Here is a 20,170-nt window from a genome sequence, read left to right on the forward strand (position 1 = left end):
GCCATGCTGAACCTTGCCGAATACCGCCAGCGGCCCGCGCTGCTGGCCGACTGGCTACCCTGGGCCGGGCTGATCGCGCCCGGAGTCGTGCTGAACAAGGATGGCTCCTTCCAGCGCACTGCGCGCTTTCGGGGGCCAGACCTCGACAGCGCGACACAGGGCGAACTGATTTCCACGTCGGCGAGGCTGAACAACGCGCTGCGCCGGCTCGGTTCGGGCTGGGCGCTGTTCATCGAGGCCGAACGGCGAGCTGCTGCCGGCTACCCACACTCGGACTTCCCGGAGCCCTTGTCCTGGCTGGTCGATGAAGAACGCCGCGCCGCATTTGAGGACTCGGGCAACCACTTCGAGAGCGGCTACCACCTGACATTGGTGTACCTGCCGCCGGAGGAAGCCCGCGCTCGTGCGGCCGGAATGCTGTACGAGAACCGTCCGACCGAGGGAGTGGACTGGCGTGAGCGCCTGACCGCCTTCGTCGCGGAGACGGATCGGATTTTCGACCTGCTCGATGGCGTGATGCCGGAGATTGCGTGGCTCGATGACAGCCAGACGCTGACCTACCTGCACTCGACCATTTCCCCACGGCGATACCGCGTGGGCGTGCCGGAAGTGCCATTCCACCTCGACGCGCTGCTGGCCGACGCGCCGCTGATCGGTGGTCTGGCGCCGATGCTGGGCGACCAGCACCTGCGCGTGGCGACGGTGCGGGGCTTCCCCACCTCGACCTGGCCGGGGATTCTGGACGACCTCAACCGCCTCAGCTTTGGCTATCGCTGGTCAACCCGGTTCCTTTGCATGGACAAAGCCGATGCGGAAAGAGAGCTTTCTCGCCTGCGCCGCCAATGGTTCGCCAAGCGCAAGAACGTCATCGCGCTATTGCGCGAAACCATCTTCCAGCAGGAATCCCCGCTGGTCGATACCGACGCTAGCAACAAATCGGCCGATGCCGATGCTGCCTTGCAGGAGCTGGGCAGCGACCAGGTGGCCTTTGGCTACCTGACGGCAACCGTCATCGTCATGGACGCGGATGCCGCCGTGGCCGACGAGAAGCTGCGCATGGTGGAGCGTGTCATCCAGGGGCGCGGCTTCGTCACCATTCCCGAAACGCTTAATGCGGTGGATGCGTGGTTGTCATCGATTCCGGGTCATGCCTACGCCAATGTCCGCCAGCCCATCGTCTCGACGCTGAACCTGGCGCATCTGGTGCCGGTGTCCGCCGTATGGGCCGGGCCAGAGAAGAACGCGCATCTCGACGGCCCGCCGCTGATCGTGACCCGCACCGAGGGCGCGACGCCGTTCCGGCTGGTCACGCACATCGGCGATGTGGGCCACACGCTGGTGGCCGGCCCCACGGGCATGGGCAAATCGGTGCTGCTCGCCACCTTGGCGATGCAGTTCCGTCGTTATCGCGGATCGCGCGTCTTCGCCTTCGACATGGGGCGCTCGATGCGCGCCACCATCCTGGGCCTGGGCGGTGAGCACTACGACCTCGGGATGGATGGCGAGATCGCCTTCCAGCCCTTGGCCCGTATCGACCGCGAGGGCTACCGCACTTGGGCGGCCGAATGGATCGAAGGCCGGCTACGGCATGAAGGCGTCGCGGTTGGCCCTGACGAGAAGGCAGCGATCTGGTCGGCGCTCGGCAGTCTCGCCGGTGCGCCCGTGGAGCAGCGCACGATGACAGGGCTTTCCGTCCTGCTGCAATCGAACGCACTGCGGCAGGCCCTCGCGCCCTATGTGCTCGGCGGCGCGCACGGCAAGCTGCTGGATGCCGACCATGACCGGCTGGGCATGGCCGACGTGCAGTGCTTCGAGATGGAGGAGCTGATGCACAGCAAGGCCGCCGTCATGGCGGTGCTGCATTACCTCTTTGCGCGCTTCGACGAACGCTTTGACGGCGCCCCCACGCTGCTGATCCTCGACGAGGCGTGGCTGTTCCTTGACGATCCGGTGTTTGCGGCGCGCATCCGCCAGTGGCTCAAGACGCTGCGCAAGAAGAACGTCAGCGTCATCTTCGCCACGCAGAGCCTCGCCGACATCAAGGATTCGAGCATCGCGCCGGCCATCATCGAGAGCTGCGCAAGCCGCATCTTCCTGCCGAACCCGCAGGCGACCGAGCCGCAGATTCGCACGATCTACGAAGGCTTCGGCCTCAACAGCCGCCAGATCGAGATTGTCGCCACCGCGCAGCCCAAGCGCGACTACTACTACCAATCGCGTCTCGGCAATCGCCTGTTTGACCTCGACCTGGGCGCCGCGACGCTGGCCTTCGCGGGTGCTTCCACGCCGCAAGACCAGCGCGACATCGACGCGGTGCTTGCCGCTGCGCATTCCGATTCCTCTCCCTTCGCAGCCGCGTGGCTGCGCCACCGTGGCCTGCATTGGGCCGCCGACCTGCTGTCCTCGTTCCTGTCCACCCACCCCCAGGAGAACCCATCATGAAAAAGCGTCTTCTCGCCGCCGCCGTCGCGGCCATGCTTTGCACCGCTACCGCCGTGCAGGCGCAATGGGTCGTGATCGACCCCACGAACCTCGTGCAGAACACGCTGACCGCGATCCGCACGCTGGAGCAGATCAACAACCAGATCAAGCAGCTCCAGAACGAGGCGCAGATGCTCATCAACCAGGCGCGCAACCTGGCCAGCCTGCCGTCCAGCGTGGTGGGCCAGTTGCGCGCCAATCTGGCGACCACCCAGCGGCTGATCGCGCAAGCCAAGGGCCTGGCCTATGACGTGACGAATCTGGATCGGGAGTTCCAGCGCCTGTATCCCGAGCAATACGCCGCCACCGTGAGCGGCGACCAGATGTACCGCGATACGCAGGAACGCTGGAAGAACACGCTCAATGGTTTGCAGACCACCATGCAGATGCAGGCCCAGGCCTCACAGAACCTGAGCGACGACGAAGGCGTGCTGGCCGACCTCGTGGGCAAGAGCCAATCGGCAGTGGGTGCCTTGCAGGCGATGCAGGCCATGAACCAGCTCTTGGCCCTGCAAGCCAAGCAGTCCATCCAGACGCAGCGCCTGAGCATCACCCAGGATCGCGCTGCGTCGCTGGAACTGGCACGGCAGGCCGCTGCTGTGGAGCGTGGCCGCGAGGTGAATCGGCGCTTCCTGGGCGAAGGCACGCCGTACACACCGCAGTCCGTCGATTTCTACGGCCGGTGACGGGTGCTGTCATGACCCGCGTGCCTGCTCTCTGCGGTTTCGTGCTCCTGCTGGCCGGCTGCGGCCAGCAGGAGGGGCCTTCGGTCGATGCGCTCTCGGCAGATCCGTCGCGGCTGCACTTGCTCAAGGAGCAATGCCGCGCGGGCCAGCTCGACGACGCGTCTTGCGCGCAGGTGGCCCAGGCCGATTTGCGCCGCTTTCTCTCCGGCAAGACCGGGCCAGATGAGTACCAGACGCTGGCCGATCTGCCGCCGATTCCGCCCAGCTTCGATGAACCCGCAGAGGACAGCAATGCGGTGGCCACGGCCTCGCCTGTGCAGGAGGACTCGCCATGAATGACATTTCGGTCATCGACCATTTTCTCGATGTCTTTTCGCGCTACATCGACTCGGGCTTCGGCCTGCTGCACGGCGAGGTCGCATTCCTCACGGCCACGCTGATCGTCATCGACATGACGCTCGCCGGGCTGTTCTGGGCGATGGGGCACGCGACCGGCCAGGGCGAGGACGTGATTGCCAAGCTGATCCGCAAGGTGCTGTACGTCGGTGCCTTCGCCTACATCATCGGCAACTTCAACATGCTGGCCGGTGTCCTGTTCCGCTCCTTCGCGGGTCTTGGCCTGACAGCCAGCGGCTCGACCTTGAGCATGGGCAACTTCTTGCAACCAGGTCGATTGGCCAAGGCCGGCATCGACACAGCGGCGCCGATCCTCGACCAGATCAGGGAGATGGCGGGCTTCCCCGAGGTGTTCATCCACATCGCGCCCATCGTCGTGCTGTTCCTCGCGTGGCTGGTGGTTATCGTTAGCTTCTTCGTGCTGGCGGTGCAGCTCTTCGTCACCCTGATCGAGTTCAAACTGACCACGCTGGCGGGCTTCGTGCTGGTGCCGTTTGCCCTCTGGAACAAGACAGCGTTTATGGCCGAGAAGGTGCTGGGCAACGTGGTGTCCTCGGGCATCAAGGTGCTGGTGCTCGCCGTCATCGTGGGTATCGGCTCGGGGCTATTCGCCGAATTCAGGATACCGCCCGGTTCCGAGCCGTCCATCGACCAGGCGCTGGTCATCATGCTGGCCTCGTTGTCCCTGCTGGCCCTGGGCATCTTTGGGCCGGGCATTGCGACAGGCTTGGTGTCCGGTGGGCCACAGCTCGGCGCGGGCGCGATGGCCGGTGCTGCCATCGGCGCAGCCGGAACCGCCGTGGCGGTCGGTGCCGCGGCTACCGGCGTCGGAAGCGCAGTGGCGGCCGGGGCACGCATGGCACCCGCCGCCGCCCGCTCGATGGCATCGACCGCCAGCAGCGCCAAGTCGGCGTACCAGGCGGGCTCCACTTCGGCCGGTGGCGGCCTGAAGGGTGCCGCCGCCGGCGTGGGCAATGTTGCCAAGACCGGCGCGCAGGCGGCCGGGCAGAAAGTCGCCGATGGGGCGCGGTCGATGAAGGAGCGCATGGCGGCGGCCTTTCGGCCCGATGACGCCGGATCGGCGTCGGGGGGCGGCGCCGCACAGGCCGCAAGCGAGGCTCCCGCCACAGCCCCATCCACCGAGCAACCCGCCTGGGCCAAGCGCCTGCACCGCAGGCAGCAACTCACCCATGCCGCGACGACCGCCGCCCACACGCTGCGCGGCGGCGACGGCGGCAGCTCCAGCCAGGGGCCAAGCCTGCGTGATTCCGATTCCTGATCTTGAAGGAGAACTTCCATGCGATTCAAAAGACCGCAGGTGCGCTATGCCAACACACCGCAGCCTGCTACCCCGTACCAATCCGCTGCCCAGGCCTGGGACGAGCGCATCGGCTCGGCCCGCGCACAGGCGAAGAACTGGCGGCTCATGGCCTTCGGCTGCCTCACTTTGGCCGTACTGATGGCCGGTGGCCTGGTCTGGCGTTCCGCGCAGTCCATCGTCACCCCCTACGTCATCGAGGTGGACAACTCGGGTCAGGTGCGCGCTGTCGGCGAAGCGGCCACGCCGTACCGGCCCAGCGATGCGCAGATTGCTTACCACCTCGGCCGCTTCATCGGTCTGGTGCGCTCGCTGTCCATCGACCCCATCGTGGTGCGGCAGAACTGGCTCGATGCCTATGACTACACGACCGACAAGGGCGCCGTGGTGCTCAACGAGTACGCCCGCGTGAACGATCCGTTCGCGCGCATTGGCAAGGAGTCGGTGACGGTGCAGGTCAGCAGCGTGACTCGCGCGAGCGATACGTCGTTCAACGTGCGCTGGACGGAGACCCGTTTCGTCAACGGTGCGCTGGACCGCACCGAACGCTGGAACGCTGTCGTGTCCATCGTGCAGCAGACGCCGCGCACCGAGCAGCGTGTGCGCAAGAACCCCCTGGGCATCTACGTCAACGGGCTGTCGTGGAGCCGCGAACTGGAAGCTAACGAAGGAGCAAAACCATGAATGATCTTTTCCGTAAATCCGTCTTGCCGATCATGCTGCTTGCCCTCGCGGGCTGCGCCACGCAGGGCAAGCCGCCGCCGTCCATTTCGCTCGACGAGCCGGTACAGGCGCAGCCGCTACCGGAGCCGCCTGCGCCGGTGGAGGTGGTGGCCATGCCGCAAGTGCTGCCGATGCCGGCTCAGATGAAGCCTGTGCCGGATGCCAAGCCCGCAGCAGAACCTGCCGATGAAACCGTGCGTGTGTCCCGCGCCAACGCCGAGGCGCGTATCGCGCCCACGCGCGAGGGGTACGTCAACGCGATTCAGGTGTGGCCTTTCACCGATGGCGCGCTGTATCAGGTCTATGCGGCCGTGGGTCGCGTGACGGTGATCGCGCTCCAGCCCGGTGAGGAACTGGTAACGGTGGCCGCCGGCGATACCGTGCGCTGGATCGTGGGCGATACATCGAGCGGCAGCGGCGATGCGCTGCGCGTCAATGTGATGGTCAAGCCGATCCGCTCGGGCCTCAAGACCAATCTGGTCATCACGACCAGCCGGCGCACGTACCTGATTGAACTGACTTCGACTGAGAAGACGTGGATGGCGTCGGTGTCCTGGGAGTATCCGAAGGACAAGATGCTGGCCTTGCAGCGCCAGGCGCAGGCGGCCAGCGCCGCCGCGCCGGTCGATGCTGGCCTGTCGCTGGAGAAGATCCGCTTTCGCTATGCGGTCAGTGGCAGCAATCCGCCGTGGAAGCCGCTGCGCGCTTTCGACGATGGCGAGAAGGTCTACATCCAGTTCCCGCCGGGCATCGCGCAGGGCGAGCTGCCGCCGCTGTTCGTGATCGGCGCGCAGGGCGATGGGCAACTGGTGAACTACCGATTCCGTGCGCCGTACTACATCGTGGATCGCCTGTTCGGTGCGGCCGAACTGCGCCTGGGCGGAGACAAGGGCGATGTGGTGCGGATCGAGCGCACCGATGGCGTTTCCGGTGGCACGCGGAGGAACTGACCATGAGCCAGGACGACACTCGCGATCTTGGCACGCCACAGGCGGGCAAGGTCGCGCCCGAGGCGGTGGCGCTGCGCGCCCAGCCGCGCCCGGTCACACGTCTGAATCGGCGCACCTTGGCCATGCTCACGGGCGGCCTGTCGGTCGCCGTGCTAGGGGCCACGATCTGGTCATTGCAGCCACATCGGCGCGGCGCAGGCGAGCAGACCGAGCTTTACAACGTGGATCGAGTCTCGAAGTCCGAGGGGCTGGATGGCCTGCCTTCGGATTACTCCAAGCTGCCGAAGGTGCCGGAGCTGGGGCCGCCGCTGCCGGGCGATCTCGGCCCTGCCATCGTGAAGGCGCAGCAGCCGGTGACACCCACGTATGCGCCACCGGGCCACGACCCGGAGGACGCTCGGCGCAAGGAAGCCGAAGCGGCAGCGGCTTCCTCGGTGTTCTTCCGTTCTGGTACGCCCGGCAAGACCGCAGCGCCAGCGAATGCGCAAGCGGCTGGCCCGGCATCGACCTTGGCGGGCTTCGACCCGCTGGCCGCTGGGCCGGCCTCGACGGCTGCCCTGCCTGCCGACCCGACCGCCGTGCAGAACCGGCAAGACCAGAAAGAGGCTTTCCTGAAAGGCGGTTCTACGGAAACCCGCAATTCCGGCAATCTGCAAATGCCGACCTCGCCGTACCAGGTGATGGCCGGGACGGTGATCGCCGGGGCGCTGGTGACAGGCATCAAGTCTGACCTGCCGGGCGACGTGATTGGCACGGTGACGGAGTCGGTCTACGACTCGGCCACCGGCAAGTTTCTGTTGATCCCTCAGGGCTCGCGCCTCATGGGCAAGTACAACAGCCAGGTGAGCTATGGGCAGAGCCGCGTGCAGTTGGTGTGGAACCGCATCATCTTGCCGGACACGTCTTCGCTGAAGCTCGACAACCTCGCGGGCACCGACCCGGCCGGCTACTCCGGCCTGGAGGATGGCGTCGATTGGCACTGGGATCGCGTCTTTGCCGGTGCGGCGCTGACGACACTGCTGGGCGTGGGCGCGGAGCTGGCCGCGCCGGAGAACCGGCAGAACGGCAACCGCATCGTGATTGCCGGGCGCGACAGCGCGCAGGACAGCATCAATCAGGTCGGCCAGGAGATGACCCGGCGCAACATGAACATTCAGCCGACCTTGACGGGGCGGCCGGGCCTGCCGGTGCGGATCATCGTCAACCGTGACCTGATGCTGCGACCGTACCAGCCGCTTTTCGTCCAGAGAGGAGCGGCGAAATGAACACCTCCAAGAAATTGCGGCTTGGGCCGCTACCCAAGACCGAGAGCACGAAGCTCACGTTTTTGTGCCCGGTCAGCCTAAAAGCTGATCTCGACCGCTATGCCGTGGCGCACTCGCAGGCGTATGGCGAGGCAGTCGATGCCACTACGTTGATTCCTCTTATGCTGGAGGCGTTCATGGCCGGCGACCGGGGATTCAGGAAGGGTGGCGGGAGCAAGGCCATACCCTGAAGTAGGGTTGACGATGTGGACGCATCCGCTACCCCTTCACGATGAAAGCGCAGTCCACTGACTGCGCTTTCGCTTTTGACGGGGCTTGCGGCAGGGCGAGACTATGATGGTGCGATCTTGCCCGCCGCGGCGCCCCCACGCTTACCGCCGCGAAGCGCCTATGCAGCACCTAGCTCGAAAAGCAGCAAGAGCACTCAGCGGCTGAAATCTAGCCTAACCTATTGCCCTGTAAGAGCTTTTTCCCCACTGCATGTCTGAATGAAGGACTTGACAGCGGACATTTTTCATGGCCGGCCGCGGCCGGAGTACCCGATGACCACACGCACCTTCCTGCCTCGAAGCGCCGCCGCAGCCTGCCTCCTGCTGGCAGGGGCGGCGTGGGCGCTGGACTACCCGGCGCGCAAGCCCGGCCTCTGGGAAATGACGATCCAGGGCGACAGCGGCGCCAAGATGCCCGTCATGTCCACCCAGCAATGCATCGACGCCGCCACCGACAAGGCGATGCGCGAGATGGGCGACGGCGCGCAGCAGCAGACCTGCTCGAAGCAGGACATGCGCAACGAGGGCGGCCGCATCGTGATCGAGTCCGTCTGCAGGATCGGCACCAGCACGGCCACCACGCGCGCCGTGGTGACCGGCGACTTCAGCACCGGCTACCGCATGGAAAGCCGCTCCGCCTACAGTCCGCCGATGATGGGTCGCAGCGAGGGCACCGCGGTCATCGAGGCCAAGTGGGTCGGCCCCTGCAAGGCGGGCCAGAAACCGGGCGACATGGTCCTGCCGAACGGCATGAAGATGAACCTGCTCGACATGCCCGCCGCGCGCGGCAAGTAGGCCGGCGCGCGCGCATCACGGCGGACTGAGCCGCGGGCCTACAGCAGGGCAGGAGGAGGTGGGGCTAGCATCAGCTGGCCCATGTCTGCCGAAGACCTCGTCATCGCGCGTCCCGAAGGCTTGTACTGCCGTCCGGGAGATTTCTACATCGACCCCTGGCGGCCGGTGGCGCGCGCCGTCATCACCCACGCGCATTCGGACCATGCGCGCGGGGGCCATGGCCACTACCTCGCGCACGAGCACAGCGCCGGCACTCTGCGCTCGCGGTTGGGCGAGATCACGCTGCAGACGCTGCCTTACGGCGAAGCCATCGTGCATCACGGCGTGCGGCTGTCGCTGCATCCCGCCGGCCATGTGCTGGGCTCGGCGCAGGTGCGGCTGGAACACGCGGGCCGCGTGTGGGTCGCCTCGGGCGACTACAAGACCGAGCCGGACGGCACCTGCGCGCCCTTCGAGCCGGTGGCCTGCGACACCTTCATCACCGAGTCCACCTTCGGCCTCCCGATCTACCGCTGGCCTGTGCAGGCGGCCCTGTTCGAGGAGATCGATGGCTGGTGGCGCGCCAATGCCGCGCAGGGCCGTGCCTCGGTGCTGCTGTGTTATGCCTTCGGCAAGGCGCAGCGCATCCTGCACGGCGTGGACGCCTCCATCGGGCCGATCGTGGTGCATGGCGCGGTGGAGCCGCTGAATGCGGTCTACCGCGCGGCCGGGGTGGCGCTGCCGCCCACCCTGCGCGTGACCGATCCGGGCGTCGATGCCGCGCTGCTGAAGCGCGCGCTGGTGCTGGCGCCGCCCTCGGCCCACGGCACGCCCTGGATGCGCCGCTTCGGCAACTACTCGGACGCTTTCGCCAGCGGCTGGATGCAGCTGCGCGGCACGCGCCGCCGGCGTGGCGTGGACCGCGGCTTCGTGATGTCGGACCACGCGGACTGGCCGGGGCTGCAGCAGGCCATCGCCGGCACTGGCGCCGAGCGCGTGTACGTGACGCACGGCAGCGTGGCGGTGATGGTGCGCTGGTTGTCGGAGAGCGGGCTGGATGCGCGTGCCTTCCATACCGAATATGGCGATGAAGATCTGGAGCCTGGCATGGCGGCAGGCCCCCATCCCGGCCTTCCCCCAGAGGGGGAAGGAGAAAGGGCCGCGCCGTGAAGCAGTTCGCCGCGCTCTACCGCGCGCTCGATGCCAGCACCTCGAGTCTGGCCAAGCAGGCCGCGCTGCAGCGCTATCTGCGCGAAGCCGCGCCGGCCGATGCCGCCTGGGCCGTCTACTTCCTGGCCGGCGGCAAGCCGCGCCAGCTGGTGCCGACCAAGCTGCTGCGGCTGCTCGCGCAGGAGGCGGCCGGTCTGCCGGAATGGCTGTTCGACGAGAGCTACGAGGCGGTCGGCGACCTGGCGGAGACCATCGCGCTGCTGCTGCCGGCGCCCGGCGATGCGCACGACCTCGGGCTGGCGCAATGGATCGAGCAGCACCTGCTGCCCTTGCGTGGCATGCCGCCGGAGCAGCTCGGCGACGCGCTGCGTGCCCAGTGGCGCCGGCTCGCGCCGGAGGAGCGGCTGGTCTACTTCAAGCTCATCACCGGCGCCTTCCGCGTCGGCGTCTCGCGCCTGCAGGTCACGCAGGCGCTCGCGGCCGTGGGCGGGCTGGATCCGAAGCGCGTGGCGCAGCGCCTCATGGGCTACACGCACATCACCGGCCAGCCCAACGCGGCCGCCTTCACCGCCCTGATCGCGCCCGAGAGCGGCGGCGAGCTGGACGGGCAGGCCAGCGGGCAGCCGTATCCCTTTTTCCTGGCCCATCCCTTCGCGCTGCCGCTGGCCGACTTCGATGCCGCGCTGGGCGCGCCCTCGCGGTGGCTGATCGAATGGAAGTGGGACGGCATCCGCGCCCAGCTGGTGTGCCGCGCGGGCAATGTCTGCCTCTGGTCGCGAGGCGAGGAACTGGTGACCGACCGCTTTCCCGAGCTGGCCGAGATGGGCCGCACCCTGCCCGAGGGCACCGTGGTGGACGGCGAGATCGTGGTCTGGCGCGAGGACCGCGTGCAGCCCTTCGCCGAACTGCAGAAGCGCATCGGCCGCAAGTCGCTCACGCCGAAGCTGCTGCGCGAGATCCCGGTGGTGCTACTGGCCTACGACCTGCTGGAGTGGGAAGGCCGCGACCTGCGCGCGCTGCCGCTGCACGAGCGGCGCGCCCTGCTCGACGCGCTGGTCGCCGAGGCGCAGCACCCGTCGCTCATTGCCAGCCCGCTGCTGCATGGCGACAGCTGGGCCGACCTGGCCCGCCAGCGCGAGGCCGCGCGCGCCATGGGCGTCGAAGGCCTCATGCTCAAGCAGCGCGAGGCGCGCTACGGCGTCGGCCGCACCAAGGACGTGGGGCTGTGGTGGAAGTGGAAGATCGACCCGCTCTCGGTCGACGCGGTGCTGGTCTACGCGCAGCGCGGCCATGGCCGGCGCGCCAGCCTCTACACCGACTACACCTTCGCCGTGTGGGACGCACCGCCCGAAGCCGGCGAGCGCAAGCTCGTGCCCTTCGCCAAGGCCTACTCCGGCCTCACCGATGCCGAGATCGCGCGCGTCGACACCGTCATCCGCCGCACCACGGTCGAGAGCTTCGGCCCGGTGCGCAGCGTCACCCCGACGTTGGTCTTCGAGCTGGGCTTCGAGGGCATTGCGCGCAGCACGCGGCACAAGAGCGGCATCGCGGTGCGCTTTCCCCGCATGCTGCGCTGGCGCGAGGACAAGCCGGTGAACGAGGCCGACACGCTGCAGACGCTGGCGGCGCTGCTGCCGGCATCGGCCACGCCATGAGTTGCAATGCCTGCGGGCTTTGCTCCCTCCCCCGCTGGGGGAGGGCAGGGGCGGGGGCACGCGGCGTGTCCGTCGCCGGCGCTGCGTGCCCCCATTCCCACCTTCCCCCACAGGGGGAAGGAGCAAGGCCGTGATGCCGGCCGGCGACTGGTTCGCGTCGCTGGGATGGGAGGCCTTCGGCTTCCAGCGCGAGGTCTGGCAGGCCATCGCCGAAGGCCGCTCCGGCCTGCTGCACGCGACCACCGGCGCGGGCAAGACCTATGCGGTCTGGCTGGGCGCGCTGCAAGCCTTCGCCGCGCCTTTCGCCGAGCGGCATGCACCGCCGCTCACCGTGCTGTGGCTCACGCCCATGCGCGCGCTGGCCGCGGACACCTTGCGTGCGCTGCAGCAGCCGCTTCCCGCCCTGGCGCCAGGCTGGAGCGCCGGCGCGCGCAGCGGCGACACCGGCGCCGCCGAGCGGAGTGCGCAGAACCGGCGGCTGCCGACCGTGCTGGTTACCACGCCCGAGAGCCTGTCGCTGCTGCTGTCGCGCGCCGACGCGAAGGAGGCGCTGGGCACGCTGCGCATGGTGGTGGTTGACGAATGGCACGAGCTCATGGGCAACAAGCGCGGCGTGCAGGTGCAGCTCGCGCTGGCGCGGCTGCGGCGGTGGAATCCGGCGCTGTGCACCTGGGGCATGTCGGCCACGCTCGGCAATCTGCCGCAGGCCCTGCGCACGCTGCTGGCCGGCCGCGAGGGCGTGCTGGTGCAGGGCGCGTTGCCCAAGCAGCTGGTGATCGACTCGCTCCTGCCCGCGCGTGTGGAGCGCTTTCCCTGGGGCGGCCATCTCGGCCTGACCATGCTGCCGCAGGTCGTCGCGGAGATCGCCGCCAGCAGCGGCACGCTGGTCTTCACCAACACGCGCTCGCAATCCGAGATCTGGTACCAGGCGCTGCTGGAAGCGCGGCCCGAATGGGCCGGGCAGATCGCACTGCACCACGGCTCGCTGGACCGCGCGGTGCGCGAATGGGTCGAGCTGGGCCTCAAAAGCGGGACGCTCAAGGCCGTGGTCTGCACGTCCAGCCTGGACCTGGGCGTGGACTTCCTGCCGGTGGAGCGCGTGCTGCAGATAGGCTCGCCCAAGGGCGTGGCGCGGCTGCTCCAGCGCGCGGGCCGCTCGGGCCATGCGCCTGGCCGTTCCTCGCGCATCACGCTGGTGCCCACGCACAGCATCGAGATGGTGGAAGGCGCGGCCGTGCGCGCCGCGGTGGCCGAGGGCCGCGTCGAGGATCGGCATTCGCCTGCCCAGCCGCTGGACGTATTGGTGCAGCACCTGGTCACCGTGGCGATGGGCGGTGGCTTCGAGCCGGAGGCGCTGTATCTGGAAGTGCGTGACACGGCGGCCTATGCGGCGCTCTCGCGCGACAGTTGGCAGTGGTGCCTGGACTTCGTGGCGCAGGGCGGGCCCTCGCTCGCGGTCTATCCCGACTACCGCCGCGCGGTGCCTGATGCCGAGGGCGTGTGGCACGTGCCCGATGTGCGCCTCGCGCGCCGCCATCGCATGAACATCGGCACCATCGTCAGCGATGCCAGCATGGCGGTGCAGTACCTGCGCGGCGCGAAGCTGGGTAGCTGCGAGGAAAGCTTCATCGCGCGCATGAAGCCGGGCGACTGCTTTCTCTTCGGCGGCCGTCTGCTGGAACTGGTGCGTGTGCACGACATGACCGCCTGGGTGCGCCGCGCCACCGGCCGCAAGCCCTCCGTGCCGCGCTGGAATGGTGGGCGCATGCCGCTGTCGAGCACGCTGGCCGATGCGGTGGTGCAGCAGCTCGCGTTCGCGGGAGAAGGGCTCTACGACGCGCCCGAGCTGCAACGCGTGCGACCGCTGCTGGAGATCCAGCAGCGCTGGTCGGCTCTGCCCACGCCGCAGACCCTGCTCGCCGAGCTGCTGAAGACGCGCGAGGGCTGGCATCTTTTCCTCTATCCCTTCGCGGGCCGGCTGGTGCACCTGGGCCTGGCGAGCCTGATCGCCTGGCGCGTCGCGCAGCATCGGCCGCGCACCTTCTCGATCGCGGTGAACGACTACGGATTCGAGCTGCTGTGCGCCGATGAGGTGGACTGGCCTGCGCTGCTGCCGCAGGTGCTGGCGCCGGTGCCCGAGTCGCAGTTGCTGCACGAGGTGCTGGCCTCGCTCAACGCCGGCGAGTTGGCGCGGCGGCGCTTCCGCGAGATCGCGCGCGTCTCGGGCCTGATCTTCCAGGGCTATCCGGGCGAGCGGCGCAGCAGCCGGCAGCTGCAGGCGTCGTCCTCGTTGTTCTACGAGGTGTTCCGCAAATACGACCCGGCCAATCGCCTGCTGCGCCAGGCGGAGGAGGAACTGCTCGCGCAGGAGCTGGAGATCGGGCGCCTGCGTGAAGCGCTGGACCGCATGGCGGGGCAGCGGCTGGTGACACAGGCGTTGCCGCGGCCCACGCCCTTCGCCTTCCCGCTGATGGTGGAGCTGTTCCGCGAGAAGTTGTCGAACGAGGCGGTGGCCGATCGTATTGCTCGCATGGTGGCCCAGTTGGAGAAGGCGGCCGGCGGTCCGGCGGAGACCGGCGACGGCGAACAAGTGCGCCGGGCTCTGGCCTTCGACCGACCGGTGGAGGACGGCGATGCCGGCGCTGCAACGCACGGGCGTACCGAACGAAGGCGTGCAAAAGGTTCCGGCGGCCCGCCGTTTCGCGACAATTAACGAGTTTTGCTGCACGCAGTTTTTGAGAAACTCGTCGCGTGCCTCTCGCCTCCACGTCCTTCCGGCTCGAACTCGCCGGCCAATCCATCGAACTGCTGCCCGAGCGCGCCCTGTGGTGGGCCGCCGGAGGCGCGCTCTTCGTGGCGGATCTTCACCTGGGCAAGGCGGCAGCCTTCCGTGCCCTGGGGCAACCGGTACCGCACGGCACCACCCTCGAAAACCTCCAACGGCTCGACGCCCTGATCGAGCAACACGGACCGCGCGAGCTCGTGGTGCTCGGCGACTTCCTGCACGACGCTTCAGGACGCACGCCGCATGTGCTGGCGAGCCTGTCGGCCTGGCGCCATCGCCATGCGGCACTGCGTTGTGTCGTGGTGAGGGGCAACCACGACAGCCGTGCCGGCGATCCACCCGCCGAGCTCGGCATCGAGATCGTCGACGAGCCCCATCTCACCGGCCCCTTCGCTGCCTGCCATCACCCGCAGGCGCACGCGACGCACTTCGTCCTCGCCGGTCATCTTCACCCGGTCTGCCGGCTTCAGGGCCGCGGACGCGACAGCCTGCGGATGCCCTGCTTCGTGCAGGAGGCGCATCGGCTGGTTCTGCCGGCCTTCGGTGAATTCACCGGCGGCTGGCCGGTGGAAGCCGCCGCCGGCCGGCGCTTCTTCGGCATCGGCGGCGACGCCGTGTGGCCGCTTCCGAACTGAACATCGTCTCTTCATGCCGTCAAGCCCGCAGGCTCCTCGCAGCACCGATCTCCGCGAACTTGCCGTCGACCTCATGCAGCAGGCGGCGTCCGTCGCCGGCATGACCCGTGCCGAAGCGGAGGTCGTGGTCGACGCCATGAAGCCCCTGCACCTGCTGGCCGACACCCTGTTGTTCGAGGAGGGCGACGCCGCCGACAACGATTACATGGTGCTGGTGCTGGAGGGCCAGCTGCGGGCGGTGAGCAGCGCCAGCATTCCCGATGGCGAGGTGGTGATCTCCGTGGTCGGCCCCGGCAACCTGCTGGGCGAGATGGGCGTGATCGACGGCGGCCCGCGTTCGGCCAGCTGCACCGCGCTGACCGACGTCAAGCTCGGCTTGCTCTCGCGCGAGGCGTTGATGGGCCTGATCGAGCAGCACCCGACGGTGGGCGCGCGCCTGATGCTGGGCGTGTCCCGGATCATCACCGGCCGGCTGCGCGAGGGCAATCGCAGGCTGCGCACGCTGTCGCAAGTGTCGCGTGCGCTGCAGCTGGAGCTGGATGCGGTCCATTCGGTCAATCGCCGGCTGCTGGAAGAGCAGGTCGGGCGCGTCGGCTGAGCGCGCAGGGGCCTGTCAACAGGCCTACATCACCACCGGCGCATCGGGCAACTCGTTGCGATCGGCCTCGCCTTCTGCCAGCGGAAAATGCGCCACCAGCAGCGCCGAGACTTCCTCCAGCGCCTGCGTGATCCCGTCCTCGAAGCGCCCCTCGCGGAAGGCCGCGCCCATGCGCCGGGCCATCGCCACCCATTCATCGGCGCTCACGTGCGCGTCGATGCCGCGGTCGGCCACGATCTCGATCGCGTGCTCGGCCAGCAGCAGGTAGATCAGCACGCCGTTGTTGTGCGCGGTGTCCCACACGCGCAGCTTGCCGAACATCGTGATCGCCCGCTCGCGCGCCGGCGCGCCGCGCCGGATGTAGGACCACGGGAGCCCGGCCTCGATGCAGATGCGTATCTCGCCGCTGTGCCGGCGCTCACTGGCCGCCACTCGGGCGCCCAGCCGCTCCAGGGCATCGGGCGGCAGCGCACGCCGCACGTCGGCGGCATCGATCCAGCGATGGCGCCACAGGCGCGCAAGCTTGGAGAAGAAGGTATGCGTGGCCATGGCTACCAGTCTCCCGAGGCGCCGCCGCCGCCGAAATCACCGCCCCCGCCGGAGCTGAAGCCGCCGCCACTGTCGGAGGACCCTCCGCCCCAGCTACCGCCACCGCCGCCCCAGTTGCCCGGCACCGGCGTGAAGCCGCCGCCGCGCCCGCGCCCGCCCAGCCGGCCCGCGCCGGCGCCGAAGGCGCTCGACAGCAGCGTGAAGAGCAGGGCGCCCAGGCCCGCCAGCACCGCGACGACCACGCTGGCGGTCAGCACCATCACGACCGCGCCCGTCACCCCGCCCAGCGCGAGCGGACCCAGCACCTTGCCGAGCAGGGCGCGCGCGATGGGGCCGCCGATCAGCACGCCGAAGAACAGGAAGATCGCGAGGTCGCCCCAGTCGAAGCCGCGGTCTTCGCGCTGGCCGCCGCTGAAGTCGCCGCTCTTCGCATCGACCTCCGGCAGTGCCTCGCCGTTGATGCGCGCGATCAGCTGGTCGGCCGCCGCGTCCAGCCCGCCGGCGAAGTCGTTCTCGCGAAAGCGCGGCTTCATCGCGAAGTCGATGATGCGCGCCGCCGCGATGTCGGGCACCGCGCCCTCGAGTGTCTTCGCGACCTCGATGCGCATCTTGCGGTCGTTCTTGGCCACGACGACGAGGATGCCGTCGCCTACCTCCCTGCGGCCGATCCGCCAGGCATTGCCGACGCGGTTGGCGTAGCTCGCGATGTCCTCGGGTGCGGTGCTCGCCACCATCAGCATCACGATCTGCGCGCCCTTCTGTTGCTCGAAGGCGGCCAGCTTGGCCTCCAGCGCCTGGCGCTGGCCGGCGTCGAGCGTACCGGTCTGGTCGATCACCCGCGCGCTGAGCACCGGCACCGGCAGCAGGTCCTGGGCTTGCGCGCCGACCAGCGCGCAGGCCATCAGGAAGAGGGCTGCCAGCGCGCGCGGGATGCGGGCGGCCGTCATCGTCAAGGGCCTGCCTGCCCTACTTCTTCTGCGTGCCGAAATCGACGGTCGGTGGCGTCGAGATCTGGGCCTCGTTCTGGACGCTGAAGTTGGGCTTGGGCTCGTAGCTGAAGATCTTGGCGGTGATGTTGGTGGGGAAGCTGCGCGCCAGCACGTTGTACTCCTGCACCGTCTGGATGTAGCGGTTGCGCGCCACGGTGATGCGGTTCTCGGTGCCTTCCAGTGTCACGCGCAGGTCCCGGAAGGCCTGGTTGGCCTTGAGGTTGGGGTACTGCTCGGCCACCACCATCAGGCGCGACAACGCACTGGACAGCTCGCCCTGCGCCTGCTGGAACTTGTTGAAGGCCTCGGGGTTGTTGAGCGTCTCGGGCGTGACCTGGATCGAGGTGGCCTTGGCGCGCGCCTCGATCACCTTGGTCAGCGTTTCCTGCTCGAAGTTGGCCTCGCCCTTGACGGTGGCGACGATGTTGGGCACCAGGTCGGCTCGGCGCTGGTACTGATTGAGCACCTCGCTCCAGGCCGACTTGCTGACCTCGTCGAGGCGCTGGAAGTCGTTGTAGCCGCAGCCGCTGAGCGAGAGCGCCCCGAGCGTCGCGAGGAGGACCAGGAGCCAGCGTTTCATGATCACCATGTCGAAGCCTCTCTTCGTTCTTGCCGTTCTTGCGAAAGGGCGAAGGTAGCATAGCCCGATGGCAGTCGATCCCTTTCAGGCATTGCAGGCGGCGAGCCGCCCGGCTCCGGTCCAGCGCCTGGACGACGAAGGCACGCTGCTGATCGCCGGTGCCACCGGCGCGCTGGGGCAGGAGCTGGTGCGCCGGATGGCAGGCCGGCATCGCTTCGCGCATACGCGGGTGCTGGCGCGCGAGCCCATCCGCGACGCGGTGCAGGGCGTCGAGACGCTGCTCGCGCCGGGGCCCGAGATCGATCGATGGCCCCACGTCGCCGCCGATACCGCCGTGGTCCTGTTCGAGCCGCCGCGCCTCTACTACGACCGCGAGCGCGCGCTGTGGACGCCGGAGCCGGCCCAACTGCCCGCGCTCGCGGCCTGGTTGCGGGCCTGCGGCGTGCGCACGCTGGCGGTGGTGCAGCCGCACGACCAGGGCCGGCTGCCGGATGCGCTCAAGCGCGGCCTGGCCAGCCTCGACGAACAGGCGGTGGTGGCGCAGGGCTTCGAGCGCGTGCTCATCGTGCGCTCGGCGCGCAAGCCGGCGGCGCTGCGCCTGGCCCATCCGGCCGAGCGGCTGGCGGCCTGGATGCTGTCCGTCGCCCGCTTCATGGTGCCCAGCAGCGAGCAGCCGGTGCGCGCGACCAAGGTGGCGGAACTGGTCGACGTGGCGCTGCGCATCGCGCCGCCGGGCGTGCACGTGGCCGCGCCCGAGCTGGTCTGGCAGGCGGCGCAGGGCGAGCTCGAGTCGGTGGCGCGCGGCTGGCTGCGGCCGGTGCCGGGCTGAAGACCCGATGCCCGTCACCGGGCCGAGGCAAAATCGGCATCTCCAGCCGCAGTCGACGACGTCATGTCCACCAAGACCAAACTCCGCGCCGCCACCGTCGGTGGCACCGCCGACGACGTGGAGGCCGCCTTCTACGAGGCCCTGCAGCGCGGCGACATCGATGCGCTGATGGCCTGCTGGGCCGACGAGGACGAGGTGTTCTGCGTGCACCCGGGCGGGCCGCGCCTGGTGGGGACCGCCGCGATCCGCGGCGCCTTCGAGCAGATGTTCGCCAACGGCGCGATCCATGCGACGCCGGCGCGCGTGCGCAAGGTGGAGTCGCTCGCCAGCGCCGTGCACAACGTGCTGGAGCGCATCGAAGTACTCACCGCGGAGGGGCCGCGCCATGCCTTCGTGCTGGCGACCAACGTCTATCACAAGACGGCCGAGGGCTGGCGCATGGTGGCGCACCACGCGAGTCCCGGCTCCGTGCATGCGCCCGACGAAGCGGACGAGATGCCGCAGACGCTGCACTGATGACGCCTTCCTACGCCGCGCCGCGGTGGCTGCCGGGCGGCCACCTGCAGACCATCTGGCCCGCGCTCTGGGCGCGCCGCGTCGAGACGCCCTTGCCGCCCTTTCGCCGCGAGCGCTGGACCACGCCGGACGGCGATTTCGTCGACGTGGACTTCCTGGCGGACAACCAGCCAGGGCCGAAGCCGCTCCTGGTGCTTTTCCATGGGCTGGAGGGTTCCTCGAGGAGCCACTATGCCGAGGCCTTCGCGGCCCAGGCGCTGGCGCGCGGCTGGGCCTTCGCGGTGCCGCATTTCCGCGGCTGCAGCGGCGAGATCAACCTGGCGCCGCGGGCCTACCACTCGGGGGATTTCGAGGAGGTAGGCTGGATCCTGGCGCGCCTGCGTGAGCGCCACGTGGGGCCGATGTTGGCTGCGGGCGTCTCGCTGGGCGGCAACGCCTTGATGCGCTGGGTCGAGGAAGCGGGTGACGAGGCGGGAAAGACGGTCCGCGCCGCCGCATCCGTCTGCGCGCCGCTGGACTTGGCGGCCGGCGGCGCGGCCATCGGGCGCGGCTTCAACCGCCTCGTCTACACGCGCATGTTCCTGTCGACGATGAAGCCCAAGGCCCTGGCCAAGCTGGCCCAGCACCCGGGCCTGTTCGATCGCGAGGCACTGATGGCGGCCCGCGATCTCTACACCTTCGACAACGTGTTCACCGCGCCGCTGCACGGTTTCCGCGACACGCAGGACTATTGGGCGCGTGCCTCGGCCAAGCCGCACCTGGCGGCGATCCGCATTCCCGCGCTCGTGCTGAACGCCACCAACGATCCCTTCGTGCCGGCCGCCAGCCTGCCGCGCCCGCAGGACGTGGGCCGCCACGTCACGCTGTGGCAGCCTGCCCATGGTGGCCACGTGGGCTTTCCGCTGGGGCTGCCGCCGGGGCATGTGCGCGGCATGCCGGAAGGCGTGGCCGGCTGGCTGGCGCAGCATCTCTGAATCGGCTTTGTCCGATGGCGGTGCAGGC

At 68.8% G+C, this 20,170-nt stretch carries 20 protein-coding genes; 17 read left to right on the forward strand and 3 right to left on the reverse strand.

The genetic code is table 11. The annotated features are described in order from the left end of the window. Positions 1 to 3: 3 nt before the first annotated feature. The 14 genes from trbE (at position 4) to A8M77_RS00865 (ending at position 15,705) form a co-directional block, all read left to right on the forward strand. Positions 4 to 2,442 (forward strand): conjugal transfer protein TrbE, encoded by a 2,439-nt coding sequence (trbE, locus tag A8M77_RS00800; protein WP_035884624.1) that lies wholly within the window; start codon positions 4 to 6, stop codon positions 2,440 to 2,442. Then, positions 2,439 to 3,167, forward strand: coding sequence for a P-type conjugative transfer protein TrbJ (gene trbJ / locus A8M77_RS00805; protein WP_035884623.1), 729 nt, complete (start codon positions 2,439 to 2,441; stop codon positions 3,165 to 3,167). The genes trbE and trbJ overlap by 4 nt, the downstream gene beginning before the upstream one ends. Before the next feature lie 11 nt (positions 3,168 to 3,178). After that, positions 3,179 to 3,502, forward strand: coding sequence for an EexN family lipoprotein (locus tag A8M77_RS00810; protein ID WP_017407589.1), 324 nt, complete (start codon positions 3,179 to 3,181; stop codon positions 3,500 to 3,502). Further along, complete coding sequence (gene trbL, locus A8M77_RS00815) at positions 3,499 to 4,842, forward strand: P-type conjugative transfer protein TrbL (protein WP_035884622.1); 1,344 nt, start codon at positions 3,499 to 3,501, stop codon at positions 4,840 to 4,842. The genes A8M77_RS00810 and trbL overlap by 4 nt, the downstream gene beginning before the upstream one ends. 18 nt (positions 4,843 to 4,860) lie before the next feature. Then, positions 4,861 to 5,565, forward strand: coding sequence for a conjugal transfer protein TrbF (gene trbF / locus A8M77_RS00820; protein WP_035884621.1), 705 nt, complete (start codon positions 4,861 to 4,863; stop codon positions 5,563 to 5,565). Next, positions 5,562 to 6,554, forward strand: coding sequence for a P-type conjugative transfer protein TrbG (gene trbG / locus A8M77_RS00825; RefSeq protein ID WP_035884620.1), 993 nt, complete (start codon positions 5,562 to 5,564; stop codon positions 6,552 to 6,554). Before trbF ends, trbG begins: the two co-directional genes overlap by 4 nt. A 2-nt stretch (positions 6,555 to 6,556) precedes the next feature. Continuing rightward, complete coding sequence (locus A8M77_RS00830) at positions 6,557 to 7,819, forward strand: TrbI/VirB10 family protein (RefSeq protein ID WP_017407700.1); 1,263 nt, start codon at positions 6,557 to 6,559, stop codon at positions 7,817 to 7,819. Next, a complete protein-coding gene (locus A8M77_RS00835; protein ID WP_017407699.1) occupies positions 7,816 to 8,049 on the forward strand; it encodes a DUF2274 domain-containing protein in 234 nt (77 codons plus the stop codon). The genes A8M77_RS00830 and A8M77_RS00835 overlap by 4 nt, the downstream gene beginning before the upstream one ends. A 312-nt stretch (positions 8,050 to 8,361) precedes the next feature. After that, entirely contained in the window at positions 8,362 to 8,883 is a 522-nt protein-coding gene (locus A8M77_RS00840) for a DUF3617 domain-containing protein (RefSeq protein ID WP_086919670.1), read from the forward strand. Positions 8,884 to 8,964: 81 nt separating this feature from the next. Continuing rightward, positions 8,965 to 10,032, forward strand: a complete 1,068-nt coding sequence (locus A8M77_RS00845; RefSeq protein WP_086919671.1) for a ligase-associated DNA damage response exonuclease — start codon at positions 8,965 to 8,967, stop codon at positions 10,030 to 10,032. After that, on the forward strand, positions 10,029 to 11,687 hold the full coding sequence (locus A8M77_RS00850) for an ATP-dependent DNA ligase (protein ID WP_086919672.1): 1,659 nt from the start codon (positions 10,029 to 10,031) through the stop codon (positions 11,685 to 11,687). Before A8M77_RS00845 ends, A8M77_RS00850 begins: the two co-directional genes overlap by 4 nt. 133 nt (positions 11,688 to 11,820) lie before the next feature. Next, complete coding sequence (locus A8M77_RS00855; protein ID WP_086919673.1) at positions 11,821 to 14,400, forward strand: ligase-associated DNA damage response DEXH box helicase; 2,580 nt, start codon at positions 11,821 to 11,823, stop codon at positions 14,398 to 14,400. 38 nt (positions 14,401 to 14,438) lie between these two features. Continuing rightward, positions 14,439 to 15,107 (forward strand): ligase-associated DNA damage response endonuclease PdeM, encoded by a 669-nt coding sequence (gene pdeM / locus A8M77_RS00860; RefSeq protein WP_086919674.1) that lies wholly within the window; start codon positions 14,439 to 14,441, stop codon positions 15,105 to 15,107. A 100-nt stretch (positions 15,108 to 15,207) separates the two neighbouring features. Continuing rightward, positions 15,208 to 15,705 carry a Crp/Fnr family transcriptional regulator gene (locus A8M77_RS00865; RefSeq protein WP_158100857.1) on the forward strand — a complete coding sequence of 166 codons (498 nt, stop codon included), beginning with the start codon at positions 15,208 to 15,210 and terminating at the stop codon, positions 15,703 to 15,705. 24 nt (positions 15,706 to 15,729) lie between these two features. Here the strand turns inward: A8M77_RS00865 and A8M77_RS00870 are convergent, their stop codons facing one another. The 3 genes from A8M77_RS00870 to A8M77_RS00880 are packed head-to-tail and all read right to left on the reverse strand — an operon-like array spanning position 15,730 to position 17,832. Beyond that, the gene (locus A8M77_RS00870) at positions 15,730 to 16,254 is read right to left on the reverse strand and encodes a TPM domain-containing protein (RefSeq protein ID WP_086919676.1); all 525 of its coding nucleotides are present in this window, start codon (positions 16,252 to 16,254) and stop codon (positions 15,730 to 15,732) included. 2 nt (positions 16,255 to 16,256) lie between these two features. Next, on the reverse strand, positions 16,257 to 17,201 hold the full coding sequence (locus tag A8M77_RS00875) for a TPM domain-containing protein (protein WP_086919677.1): 945 nt from the start codon (positions 17,199 to 17,201) through the stop codon (positions 16,257 to 16,259). Between the two features lie 19 nt (positions 17,202 to 17,220). Beyond that, positions 17,221 to 17,832: a LemA family protein gene (locus A8M77_RS00880; RefSeq protein ID WP_443269833.1), complete on the reverse strand. Its 612-nt coding sequence runs from the start codon at positions 17,830 to 17,832 to the stop codon at positions 17,221 to 17,223. Positions 17,833 to 17,890: 58 nt separating this feature from the next. On the opposite strand from A8M77_RS00880, the gene A8M77_RS00885 reads away from it, so the two are divergent. The 3 genes from A8M77_RS00885 to A8M77_RS00895 all read left to right on the forward strand — a co-directional run bounded on the left by A8M77_RS00885 (position 17,891) and on the right by A8M77_RS00895 (position 20,142). Beyond that, positions 17,891 to 18,652 (forward strand): hypothetical protein, encoded by a 762-nt coding sequence (locus A8M77_RS00885; protein ID WP_086919678.1) that lies wholly within the window; start codon positions 17,891 to 17,893, stop codon positions 18,650 to 18,652. Between the two features lie 63 nt (positions 18,653 to 18,715). Next, positions 18,716 to 19,168, forward strand: a complete 453-nt coding sequence (locus A8M77_RS00890) for a YybH family protein (RefSeq protein ID WP_086919679.1) — start codon at positions 18,716 to 18,718, stop codon at positions 19,166 to 19,168. Continuing rightward, on the forward strand, positions 19,168 to 20,142 hold the full coding sequence (locus A8M77_RS00895) for a YheT family hydrolase (protein WP_086919680.1): 975 nt from the start codon (positions 19,168 to 19,170) through the stop codon (positions 20,140 to 20,142). The genes A8M77_RS00890 and A8M77_RS00895 overlap by 1 nt, the downstream gene beginning before the upstream one ends. The last annotated feature ends 28 nt before the right edge of the window (positions 20,143 to 20,170 follow it).

The organism is Variovorax sp. JS1663 (genome assembly GCF_002157355.1).
Classification (GTDB): domain Bacteria; phylum Pseudomonadota; class Gammaproteobacteria; order Burkholderiales; family Burkholderiaceae_C; genus Variovorax.